General features: G+C 71.0%; 20 protein-coding genes. 12 read left to right on the top strand and 8 right to left on the bottom strand.

Annotated elements, in window-relative coordinates; genetic code table 11:
* The first annotated feature begins 80 nt into the window (after positions 1–80).
* Positions 81–1,376 carry a phosphatase PAP2 family protein gene (locus QBL25_RS31870; RefSeq protein WP_409062842.1) on the top strand — a complete coding sequence of 432 codons (1,296 nt, stop codon included), beginning with the start codon at positions 81–83 and terminating at the stop codon, positions 1,374–1,376.
* Positions 1,377–1,428: 52 nt separating this feature from the next.
* On the opposite strand, the gene QBL25_RS31865 is transcribed toward QBL25_RS31870, so the two are convergent.
* Genes QBL25_RS31865 through QBL25_RS31855 form a run of 3 tightly spaced genes read right to left on the bottom strand, consistent with a single transcriptional unit; the run spans position 1,429 to position 5,039 of the window.
* On the bottom strand, positions 1,429–2,574 hold the full coding sequence (locus tag QBL25_RS31865; protein ID WP_409060397.1) for an LCP family protein: 1,146 nt from the start codon (positions 2,572–2,574) through the stop codon (positions 1,429–1,431).
* 15 nt (positions 2,575–2,589) lie between these two features.
* Positions 2,590–4,677: a bifunctional polysaccharide deacetylase/glycosyltransferase family 2 protein gene (locus tag QBL25_RS31860; RefSeq protein ID WP_409060396.1), complete on the bottom strand. Its 2,088-nt coding sequence runs from the start codon at positions 4,675–4,677 to the stop codon at positions 2,590–2,592.
* A complete protein-coding gene (locus QBL25_RS31855) occupies positions 4,674–5,039 on the bottom strand; it encodes a hypothetical protein (protein ID WP_409060395.1) in 366 nt (121 codons plus the stop codon). Before QBL25_RS31855 ends, QBL25_RS31860 begins: the two co-directional genes overlap by 4 nt.
* A 524-nt stretch (positions 5,040–5,563) precedes the next feature.
* On the opposite strand from QBL25_RS31855, the gene QBL25_RS31850 reads away from it, so the two are divergent.
* Positions 5,564–6,421 carry a DUF72 domain-containing protein gene (locus QBL25_RS31850; RefSeq protein ID WP_409060394.1) on the top strand — a complete coding sequence of 286 codons (858 nt, stop codon included), beginning with the start codon at positions 5,564–5,566 and terminating at the stop codon, positions 6,419–6,421.
* Positions 6,422–6,525: 104 nt separating this feature from the next.
* A complete protein-coding gene (locus QBL25_RS31845) occupies positions 6,526–6,759 on the top strand; it encodes a hypothetical protein (RefSeq protein WP_409060393.1) in 234 nt (77 codons plus the stop codon).
* A gap of 82 nt (positions 6,760–6,841) precedes the next feature.
* On the opposite strand, the gene QBL25_RS31840 is transcribed toward QBL25_RS31845, so the two are convergent.
* The 5 genes from QBL25_RS31840 to QBL25_RS31820 form a co-directional block, all read right to left on the bottom strand.
* Positions 6,842–7,216 (bottom strand): STAS domain-containing protein, encoded by a 375-nt coding sequence (locus tag QBL25_RS31840; protein WP_409060392.1) that lies wholly within the window; start codon positions 7,214–7,216, stop codon positions 6,842–6,844.
* Complete coding sequence (locus QBL25_RS31835) at positions 7,213–8,379, bottom strand: B12-binding domain-containing protein (protein ID WP_409060391.1); 1,167 nt, start codon at positions 8,377–8,379, stop codon at positions 7,213–7,215. Before QBL25_RS31835 ends, QBL25_RS31840 begins: the two co-directional genes overlap by 4 nt.
* The gene (locus tag QBL25_RS31830) at positions 8,376–10,064 is read right to left on the bottom strand and encodes a PP2C family protein-serine/threonine phosphatase (RefSeq protein WP_409060390.1); all 1,689 of its coding nucleotides are present in this window, start codon (positions 10,062–10,064) and stop codon (positions 8,376–8,378) included. The genes QBL25_RS31835 and QBL25_RS31830 overlap by 4 nt, the downstream gene beginning before the upstream one ends.
* 205 nt (positions 10,065–10,269) lie before the next feature.
* Positions 10,270–10,737, bottom strand: coding sequence for an ATP-binding protein (locus tag QBL25_RS31825; protein ID WP_409060389.1), 468 nt, complete (start codon positions 10,735–10,737; stop codon positions 10,270–10,272).
* A 13-nt stretch (positions 10,738–10,750) separates the two neighbouring features.
* A complete protein-coding gene (locus tag QBL25_RS31820) occupies positions 10,751–11,113 on the bottom strand; it encodes an STAS domain-containing protein (RefSeq protein ID WP_409060388.1) in 363 nt (120 codons plus the stop codon).
* Between the two features lie 264 nt (positions 11,114–11,377).
* Between QBL25_RS31820 and QBL25_RS31815 the strand changes: the two genes are divergently transcribed.
* The 9 genes from QBL25_RS31815 (at position 11,378) to QBL25_RS31775 (ending at position 21,793) form a co-directional block, all read left to right on the top strand.
* The gene (locus QBL25_RS31815; RefSeq protein WP_409060387.1) at positions 11,378–12,706 is read left to right on the top strand and encodes a phytase; all 1,329 of its coding nucleotides are present in this window, start codon (positions 11,378–11,380) and stop codon (positions 12,704–12,706) included.
* Between the two features lie 686 nt (positions 12,707–13,392).
* The gene (locus QBL25_RS31810) at positions 13,393–14,919 is read left to right on the top strand and encodes a pyridoxal phosphate-dependent decarboxylase family protein (protein WP_409060386.1); all 1,527 of its coding nucleotides are present in this window, start codon (positions 13,393–13,395) and stop codon (positions 14,917–14,919) included.
* Positions 14,920–14,931: 12 nt separating this feature from the next.
* On the top strand, positions 14,932–16,506 hold the full coding sequence (locus QBL25_RS31805) for a hypothetical protein (protein WP_409060385.1): 1,575 nt from the start codon (positions 14,932–14,934) through the stop codon (positions 16,504–16,506).
* 20 nt (positions 16,507–16,526) lie between these two features.
* Positions 16,527–17,015 (top strand): hypothetical protein, encoded by a 489-nt coding sequence (locus tag QBL25_RS31800; protein ID WP_409060384.1) that lies wholly within the window; start codon positions 16,527–16,529, stop codon positions 17,013–17,015.
* 66 nt (positions 17,016–17,081) lie between these two features.
* Positions 17,082–17,897, top strand: coding sequence for a hypothetical protein (locus QBL25_RS31795; protein WP_409060383.1), 816 nt, complete (start codon positions 17,082–17,084; stop codon positions 17,895–17,897).
* 33 nt (positions 17,898–17,930) lie between these two features.
* Positions 17,931–18,365 (top strand): hypothetical protein, encoded by a 435-nt coding sequence (locus QBL25_RS31790; RefSeq protein ID WP_409060382.1) that lies wholly within the window; start codon positions 17,931–17,933, stop codon positions 18,363–18,365.
* A 34-nt stretch (positions 18,366–18,399) separates the two neighbouring features.
* On the top strand, positions 18,400–18,960 hold the full coding sequence (locus QBL25_RS31785; protein ID WP_409060381.1) for a hypothetical protein: 561 nt from the start codon (positions 18,400–18,402) through the stop codon (positions 18,958–18,960).
* 107 nt (positions 18,961–19,067) lie between these two features.
* Positions 19,068–20,819, top strand: a complete 1,752-nt coding sequence (locus tag QBL25_RS31780; protein ID WP_409060380.1) for a CotH kinase family protein — start codon at positions 19,068–19,070, stop codon at positions 20,817–20,819.
* On the top strand, positions 20,816–21,793 hold the full coding sequence (locus QBL25_RS31775; RefSeq protein ID WP_409060379.1) for a hypothetical protein: 978 nt from the start codon (positions 20,816–20,818) through the stop codon (positions 21,791–21,793). Before QBL25_RS31780 ends, QBL25_RS31775 begins: the two co-directional genes overlap by 4 nt.

Genomic DNA, 21,793 nt, shown 5'->3' with positions numbered 1-21,793 from the left:
CGCGGATCATCCCGCGGACAAGCCGCGAAAGCAGCGGCACGGACGGCACCGGGATCCCGGTGTGGCGCCGGCCGCGCGTGATCCTGTGGACCGCCGCGGGCGTGGTGGCCCTCGGTTTCCTCGTCGCCCTGGAGATCGCCGCGCGTCACTACGGCGGCGTGCCGGGACCGATCACCAACCAGGCGCGCGAGGTCCTCTTCCCGCCCAAGCCGGGACCGCTGTACGGCGGTCTCGCGCTGATGATGGTGGTGCTGACCTGGCGGCAGCGGTTCATCGCCGCCGGGTTCGCCGTCGGCGTCGACGTCGTGTTCGTGCTCGTCCGGTGGGCCGCCGACGTCGAGGTGCCCGAAGGGCAGTTCTTCGGCAACGGCGCGCTGTGGGCGATGCTGGGCTGCGCGGTCTTCGCGCTCACGCGCCGCACCGGCGAGGACCGCGTGCTGCTCCTGAAGGGCGTCGGCCTCGGCCTGCTCCTGGTGACCGGCCGCAAGACCGGTGACACCTGGCTGCTCATCACGGCGAAGACCCGCCCGACCGTGCTCGACCCCTATGTGGCGATGGCCGATCACGCGCTCGGCAACCCGTCCTGGCTCGCGGGCCGGCTCCTTGAGGCCTCCGGCCCGGTCAGCCCCGTACTCGACCTGGTCTACGCCCAGCTCGCGGTGGCCGCCGTCGCCGTCGCCCTCTACCAGCTGCGCAACGTGGCGGCCGAGCGCCGGTTCCCGCGCCACCACCTGGTGCGCACGTTCCTGGTGATCGGGCTGATCGGTCCCGCCTTCTACATGATCTTCCCGGTGGTCGGCCCGATCTTCGCCTACGGTCCCGGCACCTCCGGCACGGGCGGCGTGGAGTGGGCCGTGGCCGACCTCTGGCCGCACACGCTCCCCCCCGTCACCGTCCCGCACCCCGTGCCCTACGACGGGATCACCCCGCGCAACTGCATGCCGAGCCTGCACACGGCCTGGGCGTGCACGATCTTCATCCACTCCCGCAAGGGCCCGCGCCTGCTGCGGTACGCGGGCACGTTCTGGCTGACCGCCACGCTCGGCGCGACCCTCGGCTTCGGCTACCACTACGGCGTGGACCTTCTCGCCGGTGTGGTCTTCGCGCTCACCGTCGACGCGGCGCTGCGCACGTACGACCACGGCTGGGACCGGGCGGGCGTCCGGCTGGTCGCCTACGGCACGGCGGTCTTCGGGGTGCTCCTGGCCTCGTACCGCTATCTTCCGCTGGAGATGGCCGCACACCCCTGGGCGTCCGGCCCACTCGTCCTGGTGGCGACGGCCTCGGTGATCTACCTCTACGTACGGACGACCGGCGCGTGGGAGCCGAAGGCCGCGCCGGCGCTCCGGCCCGAGCCCCGGCCCGAGATGGTGTGAGCCGGGCGGGCCGCGAGGGCCCGCCCGGTCGTACGTCCGCCCGGGGCCGGTCTCAGGGGCGGGTCCGGCTTTCGGTCTCCGTCACGGGACGGTCCTGCCGCAGCTCGGCGAAGAGCCGGGCCGACGCGTCGGGGTCCCACTTCAGCACGTTGCCCTTGGAGGTGGGCACGCCGAAGCCGGACACGGGCACGTTGATCCGCTTGCCCTTGCCGCCCGAGACGCTCTGCACGGCACGGAACATCTCGCCGAGATCGCGCAGGCTCATGTCCTCGTCGACGATCAGCGTGTCGAGCCCGGCCCGCACGGCCGGGCCGATCTCCGTCGGGTCGAAGAGCGTGCCGGGCCGGGCGGCCTGGTGGGCGAGGGTCGCCAGGAACTTCTGCTGGTTCTTCGACCGGCCCAGATCGCCCTCCCGCTCCTGGTGCCGCTGGCGGACGAAGGCCAGGGCCTGCTCGCCGTCCAGGACGTGACAGCCCTTGCGCAGATCGGCGCCCGACTTCTTGTCCTTGATGTCGCGGTCCAGACACATCCGGACACCGCCGATGGCGTCGACGATGTTCACGAACCCGGCGAAGCCGATCTCCGCGTAGTGGTCGACGCGCAGCCCGGTGTTCCGCTCCACGGTGTGCACGAGCAGTTCGGGGCCGCCGTAGGCGAAGGCGGCGTTGAGCTTGTCCCTCTCGGGCCGCCTGGTCTTGCCGGTCGTCGTGTCGAGGCGGCCGGGCAGGGTGACCCAGGAGTCGCGCGGCAGGCTGACCATGCTGGTCCCGTTGGCCCCGGTGTGCAGCAGCATCATCGAGTCGGTGCGCCGCCCGCCGCCCCCGCCCGCGCGCAGGTCCCGCACGGCGTCCTCCGAGAGCCCCTCGCGGCTGTCGGAGCCCACGATCAGGTAGTTGGTGCCCTCGCCGGGTGCCGGACGGTCCCCGTACGCGGCGAGGTCGACGTCACGCCGGAGCCGGGTCTCGGCCCAGCCGTACGTGCCGCCCGCCGCGACGAGCGCACCGGTCAGCAGGACGAGCACCGCCCGCCGCGTCCGCCTGCGCTTCTTCGGCCGCCGGGCGTGGGCCCGCCGGGGCCCGTAGCGCGAGCTGGGCCGGTCGGCGAAACGCTCACGGGTGGCGGCGTCGCCGCCCGGGGCGGGCGCCGGTCCCCGCCGGCGGGGACCGCTCCGGGCCCGCTGGTCAAGCGGGTCTGTCATGGTCAACTCCCTTGGTCACGTGGGCAACTCATGGGTAGACACGGCGGGCGCCTGGAGCAGGTACGGGTCGGCGGTGCCGGTCCGCTTCATGCTGTGCCACTTCAACCGGGTGCCGAGCAGCGCCGTGATGACCGAGTGGATGACCACCAGGTACATCAGCTGCCGGTAGACGAACTGCTGGAGCGGCAGCGCCCACAGCACCCGCAGCCGTTCGCGGTCCAGCCGCAGCGCGTACGCGGCGGTCACCAACTGGACGGCGAGGAAACCGGACCACACGAGGGCGGCTTCGAGCGGGTCGCGGAAAAACGCCCCGAACAGGGCGAACATGTCCACCACCGGCGCGCACAGCGGCAGCACGATCTGGAACAGCGTGACGTAGAGCAGCACGCGCCGGCCGAAGCGTCCGGCGGGACCGACCTCCACCGCCGCGTGCCGGTGCTTCCACATCGACTGGAGGGTGCCGTAGCACCAGCGGTAGCGCTGGCGCCACAACTGCCGGACGCTGACCGGCACTTCGGTCCAGGCGACGGCCGACTCCTCGTAGACGACGCGCCAGCCGGCCCGCCAGAGCGCCATCGTGAGGTCGGTGTCCTCGGCCAGGGTCTCGTCGCTGACGCCGCCGACCCCCATCAGCGCGTCCCTGCGGAACGCCCCGATCGCTCCCGGCACCGTCGGCATGCACTCCAGGACCTCGAACATCCGCCGGTCGAGGTTGAAGCCCAGTACGTACTCCAGGTGCTGCCACTTGCCCATCAGGGTGCGCCGGTTGCCGACCTTGGTGTTGCCGCTGACCGCGCCGACCGCCGGGTGGGCGAGGGGCTGGACGAGACGGGCCAGGGCCTCCGGTTCGAAGACGGTGTCCGCGTCGACCATGACGACGATGTCGTGCCGGGCGTACGCCAGACCGGTGTTGAGGGCGCTCGGCTTGCCGCCGTTGGGCTGCCGGATCACCGTCACCCGGGGGTCGTCGATGTCCTCGGCGATGGCGGCGGTCGCGTCGGTCGAGCCGTCGTCGATCACGATGATCTGGACGTGCGGGTGCGTGGAGGCGAGCAGCGAGTACACGGTGGAGGCGATACCGGCCTCCTCGTTGTACGCGGGCACCAGCACCGTCACCGGGTCCCGCACCTCCCGCAGCCGTGGCGCGCCGGGCCGCGGCCGGTGCAGCCTGCGCACGTGCAGCCGGGCGAACAGCGCGAACAGGAGCATCCGCAGGACGCCGAGCACGCCCGCGAGGGTCAGCGTCCACACCATCACGGTGAGGAAGGCGTGCCCGAGCCGCTGGGACCAGATCAGGCCCTCCCCCTCGATCTCCCGCGCGACGGGGACCCCGGTGGTGAAGGAGGGGCGGCCGAGGCCGCCGCTGACGGTGGTGAACGACCTCACCCTGCGGTCCCGCAGCAGTGCCTCGGCCTCGCGGTAGCCGAGGTCGGTCTGGCTGTGCTGGGTCACCACCCCGCGCCACGGCGCGCGGTCCTTGCGGTCGGAGGCGACCACGAGGTACCCCTGCCCGGCGGCACGCCGCGCGGCCGGCCACTGCGGGCCGCAGAGGGTGTCCGCGGCCGTGGTGTGCGGCAGCCTCAGCAGCGAGGTGTGGACGCCGGCCGCGCCCGCGAAGGCGCTCTGGGTGAGGGACAGTTCGAGCCGCGCCCGCAGCGGCGACGCGACCCCGAGGTCACCGCCGCTGTAGGTGTACGAGCCGACCTCGTGGCCCTCGCGCACGATCCGCCGCATCAGCGCGGGATGCCGGGCGGCGTCCTTCCCGTAGACGAAGAACGTCGCCCGTGCGTGGTGTCCGCGCAGCAGGTCGAGCACGCGCGGCGTCCACTCCGGGTCGGGCCCGCCGTCGAAGGTGAGGGCGGCGGTGCCGGGCGGCATGCCGGCGGTGGTCACCCCCTGCGGGCCGAACCGCAGCAGCGGCTTCCCGTCGTCCGCCGCGCGCGGTATCGGCCGGGTGCAGAGCGGTTTGGTGCGCGCGGCGTCGACCTGATGGGTCGTCCAGCCCTCGAAGAGGAGGGTCACGGTGACCACCAGAAGGACCAGCAGGAGCACGAGCCAGTGTCCGCGCGGCGGGCGGCGGACAGCGGCGGTGCGCGGGCTCACCGCCCCGGGTCTCCGGCCGGCGGCGGGGCGGATCTCCCGGTGGGCGGGCGGCGGCGGTCGTCGCGGTCCGCGTGGGCCTGGCCCGAGGTGTCCGTGCCGGGTGCGTCCCGGGCGGCGGACGCCGGCACGCCCGTACCGGGCGGCCGGGTGCCGACGGGCTGGAGGAGCCCGCCGACCAGGGTGCCGACGAACACCAGGTACCCGAGGCAGGCACAGCCCACGACGAGGGCCACGCCCTGAAGGGTGCGCCTGCGCAGGCCCGACCGGTCGATGAAGACGGGCAGTTGGTCCACGGCGGCCGGGGGACGTCGTGCGGCCGGGTTCGCGCGCGGGGCGGCCCGGTGCGGGACGTGGCGCGTCATGGCGTGCCCCGGGTGGGGCGTTCTGCGCGCGGAGGGTGTCGGCGCGGGGGGTGGTACGGGTGCGGATCGCCCGTCGTGCGGTGTGCTGGCTATGTGGGGGGTGCCCTGCACTGGTGCTCCTGATCTGCGGCCGCGCACGCGCGGCTCTTTGTGTGGGGGGTGCGGGCCCGGGGGCCCGCCGTGCTGCACGTGAGACGTCGGGAGCCGCATGCCGGTGCCCGGCGCGTGACGGGGTTCCCGTACGCGCGTGCCTCGCGCTCTCCCGGGTGGGGCCGGGAAGACCGCGTAAGCATGGCCCTGACAAGGACCGGAGGGCCACAAGGCGGCCGTCAGCCGTCACGCAGGCCCTGACCCTACTCGGACACCCGGGTGCCACGGCAACAGGCGGCGTGCGCGCGGCAGTCGGTGAAACGCCTGCCCACGGGGGTCTCGTACGCGGGGACGTGAGATATGCCATGCCCTGTCCGACGCCGCCGACACGGCCGACGGCGGTGGGAGGCGCCCCACCCGGGCACCCGGGTCCCATGGGCGACATTCTGGTGGGCACCTGCTCGTGGACCGATCCGGCGCTCGTGCGCAGCGGCTGGTACCCGAAGGGGCAGCGCGACGCGGCCGGCCGGCTGCGGTACTACGCCGAGCGGTTTCCCGTGGTCGAGGTCGACTCGACGTACTACGCGCTGCCCGGCGAGCGCAACAGCCGGCTGTGGGCCGAGCGGACGCCGGAGTCCTTCACGTTCGACGTGAAGGCGTTCTCCTTGCTGACCGGCCACCCCACACGGCCGGCCGCGCTGCCCGCGGGGGTGCCGGCGAACACCAGGGACCCGGGCGTCCTGGACGAGGTGTGGGCGCGGTTCACCGCCGGGATCGAGCCACTGCGGCAGGCCGGGCGTCTTGGCAGCGTGCTGTTCCAGTTCCCGCCGTGGCTGCGGCCCGGGGAGCAGGCCGACGAGCTGCTCGCGCTGACCGCCCGGCGGACCCGGGGCTGGCAGGTGGCCGTGGAGTTCCGGCACCCCGACTGGTGGCGCGCGGAACGGGCCGAGGCCACCCGGGCGCTGCTGGCCGGCCACGGCATGGCGGCGGTCGACGTCGACATGAACCGGACCTTGCCGTCCGCCATGCCGCCCGGCACGCCGGTCACCTCGCCCCGGCTGTCCGTCGTCCGCTTCCACGGCCGCAGCACGTCCTGGGGGCGGGGCAGCAAGGAGGACCGCTTCCGGTACGCGTACTCCGACGAGGAACTCGCGGCGTGGGTGCCCCGGTTGCGCGGGCTCGCCGAGGAGGCCGACCGGGTCCACGTCCTGTTCAACAACTGCTGCGCGGACGCCGCCGTACGCGCGGCCGAGGCCATGACGCGGCTGCTCGGGACGGACGGCGAGGGGTGATCGACGGCGTGGCTCGATTCCGCGCGTGTACGGCCGGGGCGGCGGGGTTACCCGGCCGGTGCGCCCCGAGCCAACACCCAACCGAGCGCGGAAAGGACCGTGTGATGTCACAGCAAGCCGAAACCGGCGAGGTCACGGGCACGGCGGACAAGAACTACAACTTGTTCTGGTACGTGGAGGCCTGTCTCAGCAACGCACTGCGTCTGGAGAGGTACATCCAGGACGCGGAGCGCGAGAAGGACACCGAGGTGGCGGACCTGTTCCGCAAGGCGCAGGCGGACAGCCGCAAGGGTGCGGAGCTGGGCAAGCGCCTGCTGCGCGGCCGGCTCGACGACTGACGCGGCGCGGGCCGGAGCACGGCCCGCACCCGGCGGGAGGCGTCCCAGGGGCCCCTCCCGCCGACGGCCCGCCCCGCTGGCCCTACTGGTCGGGCGTCGCGGCTCCACCGGACGCGGCGGGAGCCATGAAGTAGTCGAAGGTGCAGGTGAGGCGCAGCAGCCGGTCCAGGGACTCGGGGCGGCGGCTGAGCCGCAGGGCGACCCCGCGGGCGTCGGTGACGCGGCGGGCCATCAGCAGGGCGGCCAGGCCCATGGAGTCCACGAACGTCACCCCGGCCAGGTCGAGGTTCAGTTGACGCACCGGGCGGCTGCCCGCCAGGGCGCGGTCGAGGTGGTCGGTGACGGTGGCGAGGAGGCTGTCCGTCACCCCGAACTCCAGGCTTCCACCGACGTGGACGGTGACGACGCCCTGCTGGAACTCGGCGTGCAGGCTGAGGCGGGAGACGGGGCGAGTCATACGTTTTCTCCGGTCTGGTGTGCTCCGGTGCGGCCGTCTCCGGCCGGCAGGACGTCGCGGGCCGCGTTCAGGACGCGCGTGGCGCGCGGGAAGTCGGCCAGCCTCCCGCCCAGGACGTCCAGGGCGATGAGGAGGCTGCGGGCGGGGACGTCCCGCGCGGTGAGGATGTCCGCCGTCCAGTCGAGGAACCGGGTGAAGAGGCCGTCGTCGTCCACGTAGAGCGCCGTGGCGAGGTGGTCCACGATGTGCGCGATGTCCTCGGCGGTGTGCTGCCGCTGGAGGACCGTGTAGCCGGCCATCGGCGGGAAGAGCCGCTCCAGTTCGGCGAGGACCTCCTTGACCAGCTCGCCCCGGGTGCGGGCGACCATCGAGTACTCCTGGTCGATGAGGTGGGGCAGGTCGTCCACGGCCTGGTGGAGCAGGACGTCCGGGCGGGCGAGACCCCGGTCGAGCAGTTCGGCGGCGTCCCGCGCGTCGGCCGCCCAGGCGTCGGCGCCGAGGAGCCCGGCGTACCGGCCGCCGGGCCCGAAGGCCGCGCCGCCGACGAGGACCGGCGTCCCGACGGCCTGGCAGGCGGTGAGCGCGGCATGGGCGACCGGGAGGTTCGTCGGGATGGACGAGGAGAGCGCCACCGCGTCGGGCACCTGCTGGTGCAGGTGGCGCACCAGGTGCGGGGCGGGGGTGTGGGCGCCGAGGAAATCGACCCGCCAGCCGCGCAGGCGCAGCACCTCGGCGAGCAGCCTCGCGGGCAGCGCGTGCCACTCCCCGTCCACGCAGGCGACGGTGATCCGCCCGCGCGGCGGCGCCGGTCGCGGGTCCGGCACGCCGGCGGCCGCGGTGAGGGTGATGACCCGGTCGTTGATGGCCGTCGCCGCGTGCTCCTGGGCCACGCTGATGCGGTTGGCCGCCCATTCGACGCCGACCCTGCGCTGTACGGGGGCGATGACGTCGAGCAGGACGCTCTCGTAGGGGTGGCCCGCGTCGACGGCGGCCCGTACGGTGCGGGCGGCGGCCACCTCGTCGCCTTCGCGCACGTCGTCCCACAGCCGAGCCCGAGCCGGTGCGAGCGGGTCAGGGGTGTCCGTCGGACCAAGGGTCCCGGTCCGACCGGAGGTCCTGGTCCGACCAGGGGCCCCGGCCGGATCGTGAGGGGGAGCGATCATCCGGTGTACCTCCCTCGGGTGTGTCCGTCCACGGCGCTGAGGTGCTGGTGGCGCGGCGCGGCTATGGCGACCACGGCCATGTCGTCGTGGGGGCCGTGGCCCACCCACTGCGACGCCAGCATCTGTACGCGTTCGACGACGGCTTCGGCCATCATGCCGAAGCACTCCGAGAGCGCCCGCGAGAGCCTCTCCTCGCCGAACATCTCCGTTCCCAGTGGTCCTCCCTTGGCCTCGACGATGCCGTCGCTGAACAGGAGACACACCTCCCCCGGCTTCAGCCGGACATGCGCGGTGCTCGACGTGATCTGCGGCAGGGCGCCGATCAGGGTGCCCCGCGTCTCGGCCTCGTCGACGCTGCCGTCCGCCCGGGCGATCAGCGGCGGCGGGTGGCCCGCGCTGGTCAGACGCAGGTCCACGGCGTTCCCGCGGCGGCTCACGGACGCGAGGGCCAGCGTGGCGAACCGGGCGTCCTCGGTCCGCAGGAGCGATTCGTTGAGCAGGGTGAGCAGCTGCTGGTGGTCGTGGCCCATCGGGCGCAGCGCCTGCACCGTGTTGCGGATCTTGCCGGTGAGCGCCGCCGCTTCGAGGCCCTTGCCGCAGACGTCGCCGAGGACGGCGAGCGTCTCGTCCTCCGGTGTCCGGCCCGCGTGCACGTCGTAGAAGTCCCCGCCGACGTGTTCTCCCGCGCCCGCGGCGAGGTAACCGCCCGCGAACTCCACGCCGTTGACCGGCCGCAGCTCGGGCGGCAGCAGGTCGCGCATCAGCGTACGGGAGATGGCGCTCTGTTCGGCGTACAGCCGGGCCGCGGAGACCGCGGCCCCGGCGCGGGCGGCGAAGACCCGGGCGAAGACCTCTTCGGCGTCGGTGAACGCGTGGCGCCCGGTGGACCGCAGCAGCATCAGGACGCCCGCGGGGACCCCGTGTCCGGGCAGCGGGGTGATCACCACCGAGCACACCGGACCGGCGAAGTGCGCGGGCACGGCCCAGTCCGGCAGCGTGGCGGGGTCGATCCAGCGCGAGGGCACCGGCGGGAAGCCCTGCATCGCCTCGCTGAGACCGGGCACTTCGGTCAGGTCGAGGTGCAGGGTGGTGTGGGTGGCCGCCCCCGCCGGTCCGGTGTAGGTCACGGGGTACACGTTTCCGCGGCCCGGGGCGATCACGATCGCCGCCTCGCAGAGATGTTCCGCCGCCATGGTGGCCGTCACCTCCATGCATCGTTCGACGTTGAGGGAGGCCAGCAACTGCCGGGAGACGTCGGCGAGAAGAGCCGTGCGTCCGCGTTCCGCGCGCAGGTCGTCCTCGGCCCGGCACCGGTGGGTGTCCTCCGCCAGCCACCAGGCCCAGTGACCGGCGTCCAGGCGGCTCGGGCGGGCTTCGAAGCTGCGTCCGCCGATCTCGCCGCGTACGGCGTGCGGTTCCTGCCGCGTCGTCGCTCCGGCGAGCAGGGTGTGTGCCTCGGCGAGCCACTCCGGTGCGGCCTCGCGCAGGGCGGTGCCGCCGCGCGCGTCCGGCAGGAGAAGCCGTCCGGCCTCGTTCGTGGCCGCCACCAAGCCCGCGCCGTCGGCGACGAGCACGGCGTGCGGTGCGGTGATCCAGGCGTCGGCCAGGACCGGTGGCGCGTTGCGCGCCGTAGTTTCCCGCTGTTCCAACTGCTCCAACTGTTCCGACTGTCTCGGTGCGCTCATGGCGTTGGGCACGCGATGCGAACCCCACCTCCCTTCCGAAGCGTGTCGGTGGACGTCACGACCGTCTCCCCTTGAGTACGGCGGAAGCAACCCATTGCACGGATTCCACCCCATTCGGGGGGATTTGCGTAACTGGCCCCACCGGCCACCCGGGTACCTCGGGTCCGTCCGGCCAAACCGGCCAGGTCAGAGCTCAGGCCATGGCTCAGGCGAGCGGCAGCGAGACGGTGATGAGCTTGCCCTCGCTCCGGTCCAGAACGAGGGTGACGTCCGTGGCCAGTTGCCGGACGAGGGGCCAGCCGTAGCCGCCCTCGCCGCCCGGAACCGCGAGGTGTCCGGAGGGTCTCCGGTTCTGGGGCAGCTCCGCCGAGCGGTCGCCCACCGTGACCCGTATCACCTGGTCACCGGCGCTCACCTCGAAGCGGGTGACGCCGCCGCCGTGCCGCAGCGCGTTGGTGAACAGCTCCGAGACGACGAGGAGGACGTCGGCCAGGGCGCGCTCGCCGACCGCGTCGCCGCACCGGTCGGCCCTCTCCTGAAGGACGCGCAGGACGTGTCCGCGCGCCGCTTCCGCCGTGGCGGGGAGCGCGGGGGAAGCGGCCGGCGAGCCGGCCGGCTGCGGCGCCGACGGCCCGTTCTCGCGCGGCCAGTCGGATGGTGCGTCGGCAGTCACGCGCACAACCTCCTTACCGGGCCGGGGACAGCGCGGTGTCGAGGTCCGCCGTCAGCTCGAAGTACGCCGATGTGCCCGTCACCTCGAACAGCCGGTGCACCACGTGCCGGTAGGGACCGCAGACCACCAGCCGTTTCCCGACCGCCCGGTGCCGGCGCTGGGACGCCAGGAGGGCGTGCAGCACCGACGAATCCGCGAATTCGAGACCCGAGAGGTCCAGAATCGTGCGGACGCGCTCCTCGGAGGAGTCGACCGCCCGGGCCAACGCCTGTTCCAGATCGCCCACATTGTCCGCGTCCAGCGCACCGGCCGCGGACACGACCGAGGCCCGGCCGCGTTCCGTGACGGTCAGCTCAGCCGTCACCTCACGTCGCATCTTCACACCGCTTCGCCCTCTTCGTCCTCTTCGTCATGGGCAACTCCCTTGGCCTGGCGCGAGAACGCCGAAGCCGAAACAGTGGCACCCGGCGATTCTACGGACAGTCGGCACCGCCCCGATCCCGTGAGGGCCGCGGGACACCTGATGCCGTCCGTTCACTTCGCGGACCGCCGCCCGTCACACCATCCGACGGAGAGTCTTCACGACAAGATCACAGAGTGGATGCGCCCTGCGGTACCCATGACAGAAAGGGATCCCTCGATGGCCAAGCCCCGCAGACCCCGATCCGGCCTCCCCCGCCCCGCCTTCGCCCGCATCGCCCTCGTCGCGGCCCTCGCGGCGGTGGCCGCGACCGCGCCGCTGAGCTCCGGTGCCGTCGCGGTCTCGCCGCTGCCCGCCGTCCAGCCGCGCGCCGAGACCCCCGCCCTGCACGACGACACCGCGGGCGGCGACGCCGACGCCGACGACCCCGCGATCTGGCGCAATACCGCCGACCCGGGCCGCAGCCTGGTCGTCGCCACCGCCAAGCAGGGCGGACTGCGGGTGTACGACCTCTCCGCGCGCGAGGTGCAGTCCGTCCCCGCGCCCGCGGCGCCGGGCCCCGACGACGCCCCCGGCCGCTTCAACAACGTCGACCTGGTGCACGGTCTGCGCCTGCCATCGGGCCGCGCCGACCTGGCGGTCACCAGCGACCGCGGCAACGACCGGCTGCGCGTCTACCGCATCGACCGCGACCGCGCGGGCGGCCCGCTCACCGACGTCACCGACCCGTCGGCGCCGCCCGTCTTCTCCACCTCGCAGGAGGAGATCAACGAGCAGCGCACGGCCTACGGCCTCGCGACGTGGACGGACTCCTCCACGGGCCGGTCGTACGCCTTGGTCAGCCGACGGGAGCGGACCGCGATCGCGCTCCTCGAACTGACCCCGAAGAGCGACGGCACGGTCGGCTACCGCAAGGTGCGCACGCTCGACCTGCCCGCCGCTTTCCGCCTGCCGAACGGCACGTCGTGGACGCCCTGCGGTGAGCCCGGCGAACTGCCCCAGGTCGAGGGCATGGTGGTGGACCCGGCCGACGGCACGCTGTACGCGGGCCAGGAGGACGTCGGCATCTGGCGGCTGCGCGCCGACCTGACGGGCAAGCCCCAACTGGTCGACAAGGTGCGCGAGTACGGCGTCCCCGCGACGTACGACCCCGCGACCGAGGAGTGCACCGCGGGCGCCGACCCCGGTTACGGCGGCAAGCGCCTCAAGGCCGACGTCGAGGGGCTGACGCTCCTCGAAGAGGAGGACGGCGACGGCTACCTGCTGGCGTCGAGCCAGGGTGACGACACCTTCGCGGCCTACGACCGCGAGCTGTCCGACCGCAACGAGTACGAGGGCGGCTTCCGTGTCACCGCGGCCTCCGCCACGCTCGACGGCTCCGAGGAGTGCGACGGCGCCGCGGTCCTGAACAAGCCGCTCGGCGAGAAGTACCCGCACGGGCTGCTGGTCGTGCAGGACGGCCACGACGCCCCGGGCGACTCCGAACGGCCGTCCACCGGCTTCAAGTTCGTGGACCTGGCCGACGTGCTCGACGCCGTCGACGACTGACCGGCCGTCCACGGCAGCTGACGGCAGCCGTGGACACCAGAGGCCGGCGGACCCACGGGGCCGCCGGCCTTTCTCTTTTCTCGTTCCCTCACACGGCACGCTCCTTTGGCACGGCCGACCATGGCCAGAAGCCGTCCCGAAAGGAATCGGACGCTCCTCCCGACAGGAACACGACGAACTGGCCGGTCACATGACCATGGCAAAACTTTTTCGCCGCTGACGAGATCCCGACGGCGAATCCCCCCTTCAGCCCTTGTGCGGCCCGGAAACGGAAGGCCGGCCCCCTGTCCGAAAGCCGAGTAGGACGCCCGACGGCTGAGGTACTTGTGAACACAGATGTGGCCAAGAGTTATTGACGACCCATCAGGCGGGGCGCGCTATTTTTTGGACAGACCATTGCAAGGGTCACCTCTTCGAAACATTTACCTCTACGGTGCTCCACGTGGGGGGAACCACGAAGGAAAGGCGGCCCTTTCCAGGGGTTCCGTGCGGCTGCCACTGACCAGGGCACCGGCGGAGCGGATGAGTCACCGCCCGGCTCGACCAGCCGGGCCGTCCCATCGCAATCGAATCGGCATTCGAATTCCTTACGCCCGTCGGCATGCTCGACCACTGGATTCTGCGCAGGTCGCGTCCGCCCACACCCACATGTCGGGTAACACAGGGACTTTCCGAAGGAGACCCCCGTGACGGAATCTCGGCCGCACCATCCCGCTTCCGACAAGAGCGGGTTACTGCTCGAGGCGTTCGACGCCCAGCTGTTCCGGGCGACTTCCGAAACCGCCCTCGCGAAGCTGGAGAAGCACCTTTCGGATCTCTCGATCAGAGGGCTCGAACTGACCGATCCCGCGAGCCTGTCGCATGCGGCGAAAGCGCTGATGACGACGGAGCGCGAGCGGGTGGCGGCGTTCGACGAGGAGAAGCTGGCAGGGATCATCGACCTGTACGTCAGGACCGGTATCCAGGTGCACTCGCCCGGCTACATGGGCCGTCAGTTCTCGGGCGTCGTACCGCTCGCCGGCGTCATCGACTTCGTCAGCTCCGTCGTCAACCAGCCCGCTTCGTTCTACGAGGCGGCCCAGCTGCCCAACGCGGTCGAACGGATCATGGCCGACGAACTGAACCGCTTCATCGGCTGGGATCCGGCACGCTTCACCATGGTGACCACCTCGGGAGGGTCGCTGGCCAACCTCACCGCCCTCCTCGCGGCCCGCAACCAGAAGCTGCCCGGCTACTGGTCGGAGGGCGGTTCCGCCCTGCGGGGCCAGCCGCGGCCCGCCATCGCCGTGGGCGCGGACGTGCACTACAGCGTCGCGCGCGCGGCCGGTGTGATGGGCATCGGCGAGGCCCAGCTCGTCCGGCTGCCGCTGAACGGCCGGGGGCAGATCTGCGTGGCCGACGCACGGCCCGCGCTGGACGCGGCCGAGCGGCAGAACCTGAAGGTGTTCTGCCTCGTCGCGTCGGCGGGCAGCACGTCCCTCGGCGCCTTCGACCCCCTCGACGAACTCGCGGCGCTGGCCCGGGAGAGGGACCTGTGGCTGCACGTCGACGGCGCCCACGGAGCGAGCCTCCTGGTGTCGGACACGCTCCGCGGGAAGCTGCGGGGCATCCACGAGGCGGATTCCCTGACCTGGGACGCGCACAAGATGATGTTCGTTCCCGCGCCCTGCACGCTGCTCTTCTACCGGGACAAGGAGGCGTGCCGCACCGCGTTCCGGCAGCGGGCCAGTTATGTGTTCGACGAGGAGCCGGACATATACACCGCGTACGACAGCGGTGGCAAGAACTTCGAATGCACGAAACGTCCGATGATCATGACCCTGTGGTCACTCTGGGCCATGTACGGAAGGGCCTTGTTCGCGGAGAAGATCGAGTATCTCTGCCAATTGACGGAGGAGGCCCACGCCATCATCAGGGCCGAGCCGGACTTCGAGACGCTGCACCGCCCGGAAGCGAACATTCTGTGCTTCCGATATCACCCGGCCGGCCTCCGGAAAGAGGACGTCCATCGTCTCCAGATCGCCATACGCAACAGCGTGAAGCTCCGGGGAAACTTCTTCATCTCCAAAGTGAACGTCGACGGGGTGGCCGCCCTGCGCGTGGTCATGATGAACCACCAGATCACCGGCGAACACTTCCGGATGCTGATCTCCGAAATCAGAAGGACAGGTCAGGACCTGCTCAGCAGCGAAAAGGGAACAGAAACAGCTTAGAGGGGACGGATGTTGAGTACATCGCATGTTCCACAGGCCACACACGTTCCACCGATCGCACCGGCGCCCGGCGGCGCCCGCGAACTGGCCGACTGGCTCATCCCGGACTGGGAGTTGTCGCCGGAATCCATTGAAGCCGTCACCGTTCTTCCCTCGTTCGCGAGCAAGCTGCGCGAATGCGAGCGGGTCTGCCAGACGCCGTACAGCGAGATCGCGCACGAGATCCAGGAAGCCGTGGTGCTGCGCCGTCTGAAGCAGATGGTGAACACGGTCATGCTCAATCCCCTGTGGCGCGACCGCCTGCGCGGCGCGGGCACCGTGCGCGCCCCCGAGACGTACGAGGCGTGGCAGCGCATCCCGCTGTCGGACAAGGACACCCAGCGCGACTTCTTCATGGAGTCCCGGCCGGGCATGGTGGTGCCCCTCACCCGGGGCGAGTTCGAGATCGTGGCCAGCGGCGGCACCAGCGGCGGCCGTCCGCTCGAAGTCGTCTACTCCCTCAGGGAGTTGAAGGACACGTACGAGATCGCCGGGCGCTTCATGGGGACCTATCAGCTCGCCGGGTTCCTCGCCGGCACCGACCCCAAGTGGCTGTTCACCACGCTGGCCGACTACCAGATGTGGAGCAGCGGCACGATGGTCGGCGGTGTGCTCCAGCACGTGCCCGGGGTCAACTACGTCGGCGCCGGCCCGGTCACGGCCCCCGTTCTGGAGCACATGTTCTCCTACCGGGGCCCCAAGGCCCTGATGGGCATCTCGGCGGGCATCGGCATCCTGAGCGAACTCGGCGTGGGCATGCGCCAGGAGTACCGGGAGAGCTTCCGGGTCGCCCTGTACGGCAGCGGGGTCCTGTCGCAGCGCAAGCGGGTGGAGCTCCGGGCCCTGTACCCGAACCTGTCGATCCTCAGCTACTTCGCCGCCACCCAGGCCGAGACCATCGGCCTCCAGCTGGACCCCGCGTCGCCCCACCTCTCTGCGGTGCCCGGCCTGCACTTCATCGAGATCGTCGACGAGGAGGGGCGCTGGGTCCCCGAGGGCGAGGAGGGCGAACTCGTCGTCACCCGCCTGCACGCCCACGAGGCCCCGCTCCTGCGGCTCAAGCTGGGCGACCGGATGATCCGGCGGCCGAGGACGGAGGGCCCCGGCCTGAAGACCCAGCGGTTCGAGTTCGCGGGCCGCACCGGCGACGTGCTGCACATCAACGACAGCCAGTACTCGGCGGCCCGCGCCTACGACGCGGTGCGCGACGAGCTGAAGGCGGCCGAGGCGGTGGACCTGGACGCGGTGGCGCACGAGGTCCAGTTCGTGAACCACCGGGAGGCCAAGGTCATCACGCTGTTCGCCTCGGTCGACGACGTGCTCGGCCTGACGTACCGGACGGACACGGCGCTCGGCCCCCACGGGGTGCAGCAGCTGTTCGTGAACGCCCTGCCGCGCTCCCTGTCGCTCTTCAACCACGGCGAGGCGAACCCCGCGTCGATCCAGAAGACCGGTTACACCTTCCAGCTCACGTTCGTGCCCCGTCTGTCGGCCGAGATCGAGCGGACGGCCGTCGGCAAGGTCCCGCTGGTGCGGGACCGGGGCTAGCGCCTACAGGAGGAGTGAGGATGAAGCCGCAAGTGAACATCATCGCGGTCGTCGACGTCATCGGAGCGCTCTCGGGCAGCACGCTGCTCGACGGCAATCTCTGCATGATGGACGACGGCGGGCACGACAGCGCCCATCAGGGGACGCCGGACCTGTGCACCGTGGTCAGGCCGGGCCAGGTCGTCTCGTGGACCGCCCTGGCCGTGGACCTCCAGACGCCGGTCGAGATCAAGAACATCTCGTTCGTCCCCGAGAACCAGAACCAGGGACGGAGTGCGGCGCAGGGCCAGCAGTACGGCCAGCAGCACCACCAGCCCCACGGCCAGGCGCACGGCGCCCCGGGCGGGGGCGACTCCGAGGGCGACAAGCTCGACCTCGACGTCTGGACCGGCGTGGTGCCCAACTGGCTGACGCCCGGCGTGGCCTACCGCTACCGCCTGGAGCTCCAGATGTACGAGGGCGAGAACAGCGTCATGCACGTCGACACCCCCGCGCTGATGTGCCGGTAGCGCCGGCGTGGGCCGGAGCGCCACGGCAAGGGCCGGGAATCCAGTAACGGCGACAAAGGCGGAGACATGCCCCAACAATTGGCGATCATCGTGCTCGTGGACGTCGGCAGCGCGCTGGAGTCCGAGTCACTCGAAGGCAACACCTACCTGTTCGACAACATGAAGCTGCACGGTTCGACGAACCAGGGAACCGGCGATCTCGTGACCGCGATCAACGGCTCCTACTGGCGGGACGGCTCACAGGCCAGCGAGCAGGTGCTCAACTGGCTTCCGTACAGCCTCGGTTCCATCCCGCCGACCGTGCCGCGCGGCTACGAGTTCGACCGCGCGCGGCAGACCGACGAGCAGGCCCTGGCCGCGCTCCAGGACCTCGCGGGCAAGACCTCGGTGGCCGGCGCCGACCAGACCGAGGAGCTGAGCCAGGTCCGCAGGACCGTCGGTGCCCGCGTCAAGACCACGCGGCGCACGCGCGGGCGGCTGTCCGGCCAGAAGATCCTGGACGTCACCGGCAAGGTCCTCACCGAGGACAACACGGCCGCGTACACCTACCCCGCCCCGGTGATCACCGACATCTACGGCGAGGCCGTGGACTCGAAGATCATGTACCCGGCGGAGTACGGCTCCCCGGACCTGGTCACCGACGGCTGGTACTGGTCGGCGACGGTCGACACCTCACGGCCCGGCACGTACTCGTACGTGATGCGGATCCAGCTGCACAAGCTGGTGGGGCTCAACGGCGAACTGCGCTGGGAGGCGGTCGACCTGACCTGTCCCTCGACCCTGAAGATCACCTCGGAGCCCCGGCGGAACGCCTTCACCAAGGCGGGCATGGGCATGCTGCCGATCCCTCCGGACGCGGGCGCGCGGCCCGGCACCCCCTGATCCCGCACGGACTTCAGCCAGAAGGAGGAGCAGATGACGACGACCACGCCCAGGCGGCGGGAGACCGGAGCCGCGAGGCGCCCCATCTCGATCACCGCCGTGGTGGACTGTGTGGGCGCCCTGGCAGCCGGCAGTCTCCAGGGCCACCTGTACATGTACGACACGAACAAGTCCGCGGGATCCACCGGCTTCGGCACCGAAGAACTCCAGACGCGCGCCAAGAAGGGCGACCAGCTCCTGTGGAACGCGCTCGCGCTGGAGTGCGAGGCGTTCGTGGCGATCGACGGGATCGTGATCGACAGCTCCATCTGCGTGCCGGAGCGCAAGGTCTATCCGGGCACCGACGTCGCCTACTGGACCGGCACGGTCAAGCGTGACGTCGCGAACGTCACGTACCAGCTCAAGTTCAAGCTGGGCACGAGGGACGAGCCGATCGCCACCACCCTGTCCTCGTCCCTCGTCGGCTAGCGCCCGACACGACGACGTACGCGAAGGAGGAGAGTTGACCAGCAGCGTGCAGGAGAAGTCGGCCGGCGTGCACAAGCAGAACCCCGGCCAGCTGAACTCGGTCCAGCTGAACATCGTGACGCTCATCAACATGGAGCGGGCCACGGAGACGGGCTCCCTGAGCGACTCGATGTACATGATGGACAACAGCATCGGCGGCAAGGGGCAGGGCACGTCGTCCCTGGAGACGGTCTGCAAGCAGGGCCAGGTCCTGAACTGGATCGTGCGCCCGATCGACATGGAGAAGCGGCCGGACGGCACCTGGCCCCCCATGCCGAAGATCAACAACATCACCTTCCTCGACACCGAGCTGGGCGACGAGGAGGACGTGGCCGAGCGGAAGATCTTCACCGAGCTGAAGATCTACGGGATGGCGGACCGCATGCGGTCCCCGCTGACGCCGGTCTACTACTACTGGGCCGGCACGGTCCTGAGCAACGCCAAGCCGGGCGTGCACCGGTACCGCCTGGTGATGGAGCTGGAGCAGGAGCGCAAGAAGGAGAAGCTCTACCTGAACACGGCCATCCACCCGTCGATCAGGATCCTCGGGGTCTGAGCACGAGCGCACCACCGCGTGTCCGCCAGGCCGGATATCGGCCTGGCGGTCATGCGGCGCCGGGCGTAGAGAGGAAAGTTCAGGCCAGCGATCCCAGGGAGGCCGTCATGGACAGGACCATCGGCAAGGGAACGTTCCGGGACGCGTTCAAGAACCAGAGCGTCGCGCTCTCCGCCCTGCCGCCGGGCACGGGACGGCGGCTGGCCGAGCGGGCCAACGCGGCGGCGGGCCCGGCCGATGCCTCGCTGCGCACGAAGGCCGAGTTCAGCGCGTTGTACGACCTGCTGCTCGCCGAGCAGGGTGATCTCTCGGGGGCCTCGGCCGACGGGAGCCTCGTGCTCCTCGACGCGGACGGACGGCTCACGGAGATGGGGCGGATCGTCGACGAGCTCCTCAATACGGCCGAGAACAAAACGGAGTTCTTCGCTCAGGACATGTATCAGGTCAAGGTCACCGGCTGGCCGCCGGGCGTCCTGACGGCCGACGAGGTGATGGAGGCGCCGCCGGGCGCCCGGCTCACCCTGGCGAGGAGCGCGACCCCGGCCGACACCCTGCTCGCGACACCGTCGTTCTCGATGGTCAACAGCGGCAACATGACGGCCCATGCCCCCAAGCGCTCCTGGAAGATCGACTTCGAGGTCGGCGACAGCGAGGACCGGCTCTACGGCATGGAGCGGATCAACCTCAAGGCGATGTACAACGACCCGTCGCAGATGCGCGAGGCCGTGGCCTGGCGGCTCCTGGAGCGGGCGGGCATCCCCGCCGCGCAGCACACGTACGCCACGTTCTTCCTCAACGACCGCTACATGGGCCTCTATTCGGTGATCGAGCAGGTCGACAAGAAGTTCCTGAAGGACCACTTCGGCAAGAACGCCGAGGGCAACCTCTACAAGGCGTACTGCGGCGACGTCGGCTGCGCGACCCTGGAGCACCGCTCGGGCACGGACGGCACCGACGACGGACGGCAGTACTTCACCCGGGGCAGCCAGGAGGACGAGCGCACCTACCGCCTGAAGACGAACGAGGACGATCCCTCGGCCAACACCTACGACGACCTCGCGACGCTCGTACGGGCCATCAACGGCGTGCGACTCGGCGGCGGCAGCGACCGGTTCGCGTCCGACGCGTTCCGCGACGCGGTCGAGCAGATCCTGAACGTGCCGGCCTTCCTGCGCTGGGCGGGCGCCAACGTCCTGCTGGGCAGCTGGGACAACTACTTCGCGACGCCGTCGAACTACTACCTCTACAACGCGGGCCGCCTCGGCGACCCGGCGGGCTTCATGTCCCGCCCGCACTTCACCTTCATCCCCTGGGACTACGACAACAGCTCCGGCATCGACTTCTTCTCGACGCCGTGGCAGTACACGGACCTGCTCGACTGGCCCGCGATGACCCGTGACTACTGCCGCCTCACGCACGCGCCGCACGCGGAGTCACGGATCCCGCTCTTCACCAACCTGCTGCGCAACCACGACTTCTGCCAGTACTACCTCGACCACATCGAGTACCTCCTGGACACGGAGTTCGGCCCCGACCGGGTCGCCGCGCTGCTCGGTGCGGAGGGCTCCGGGCAAACCGACGGGCTGTGGCAGCTGGTCGCGCCGGCCGCGTACGGCGAGTCCACGACCCCGCACGGACAGCCCTTCACCGGACGGCAGTTCACCAACGACGAGGTGTACCGCGCGGCGTACCGGCAGTGGGAGCTGAGCCGCGGCCGGCAGTTCACCCACGGGATCTTCCACTACACGCGGATGCGCTACGACCACGCACGACAGCAGCTCGCCGAGCTGCGCAAGACCTATCCCAACGGCGCCAGCGGGGCGTCGTTCCCGGGTGCGATGGAGGTACTGCCGTCATGACCGCGACGAAGAAGCCGGCCAAGGCCGACGCCGTGCACGAGCTCCGCCTGGTCAAGGAAGCCAAGATCAAGGACCTGATCGGTGACGGGGCGGGCTCCCGTCTGGAGGCCAGCGGTGTCGTCTACCGCGACGGCGCCTTCCTGATCGTCTGCGACAACCTGCCCTCCTTCATCCGGGTCAGCAGCGAGCTGTCGCCCAAGGCACCGGAGAACGGCGTCCTCGACCCCCGCAAGAGCAAGGGCAAGGGCAAGACGGCCGGCCAAGGCAAGGGCAAGGGGACCAAGGGGAAGGCCGGCGGGGCGCGGGCGAACGAGGGCTACGAGGATCTCGCCCACGACGACCGACGCGACCACTACTTCACGCTGAGCGAAGCCGAACCGGTCAAGCCCAAGGGCTTCCGCGCCCGCGTCCACGAGTTCGACGAGAAGCTGCGCCCGGTCGGCTCCACCCTGCTCGACTTCGATCTCACGGACGCCAACAAGGGCATGGAAGGCCTGGAGTGGGTCGAACGCTCGGGAGCGAACCATCTGCTCGCCTTGTGCGAGGGAAACCGGTGCGCGGGCGGCAAGAAGGGCAGGACCCCGGGCGGCGGCCGCATCCAGGTCTTCCGGCAGGGCGGCAAGCGCTGGATCCGCACGGCCACGATCCGGCTGCCCGCGTCCCTGCCCTTCGAGGACTACGCCAGCGTGTCGGTGCGCGACGGACGTATCGCCGTCCTGTCGCAGGCCTCGTCCGCGCTCTGGGTGGGCCGCATCGACACCAAGAAGTGGCGGGTCGACGAGGGCACGGTCCACCGCCTCCCCACGGACGGCAAGGGCCGCGCGGTCTACGGCAATCCGGAGGGCGTGTCCTGGGTCTCGCCGGACTACGTGGTGATCGTGTCCGACCGGGCGAAGAAGGGCGCGGCGAACGAGCGCTTCCGCGCCAAGGACCAGTCGATCCATCTGTTCCTGGTCCCGGGCGACGGCGTCTGA

The sequence above is a fragment of the Streptomyces sp. SYP-A7185 genome, assembly GCF_046103685.1.
Lineage (GTDB): Bacteria > Actinomycetota > Actinomycetes > Streptomycetales > Streptomycetaceae > Streptomyces.
This window is presented reverse-complemented; position numbering and strand designations above follow the sequence as displayed.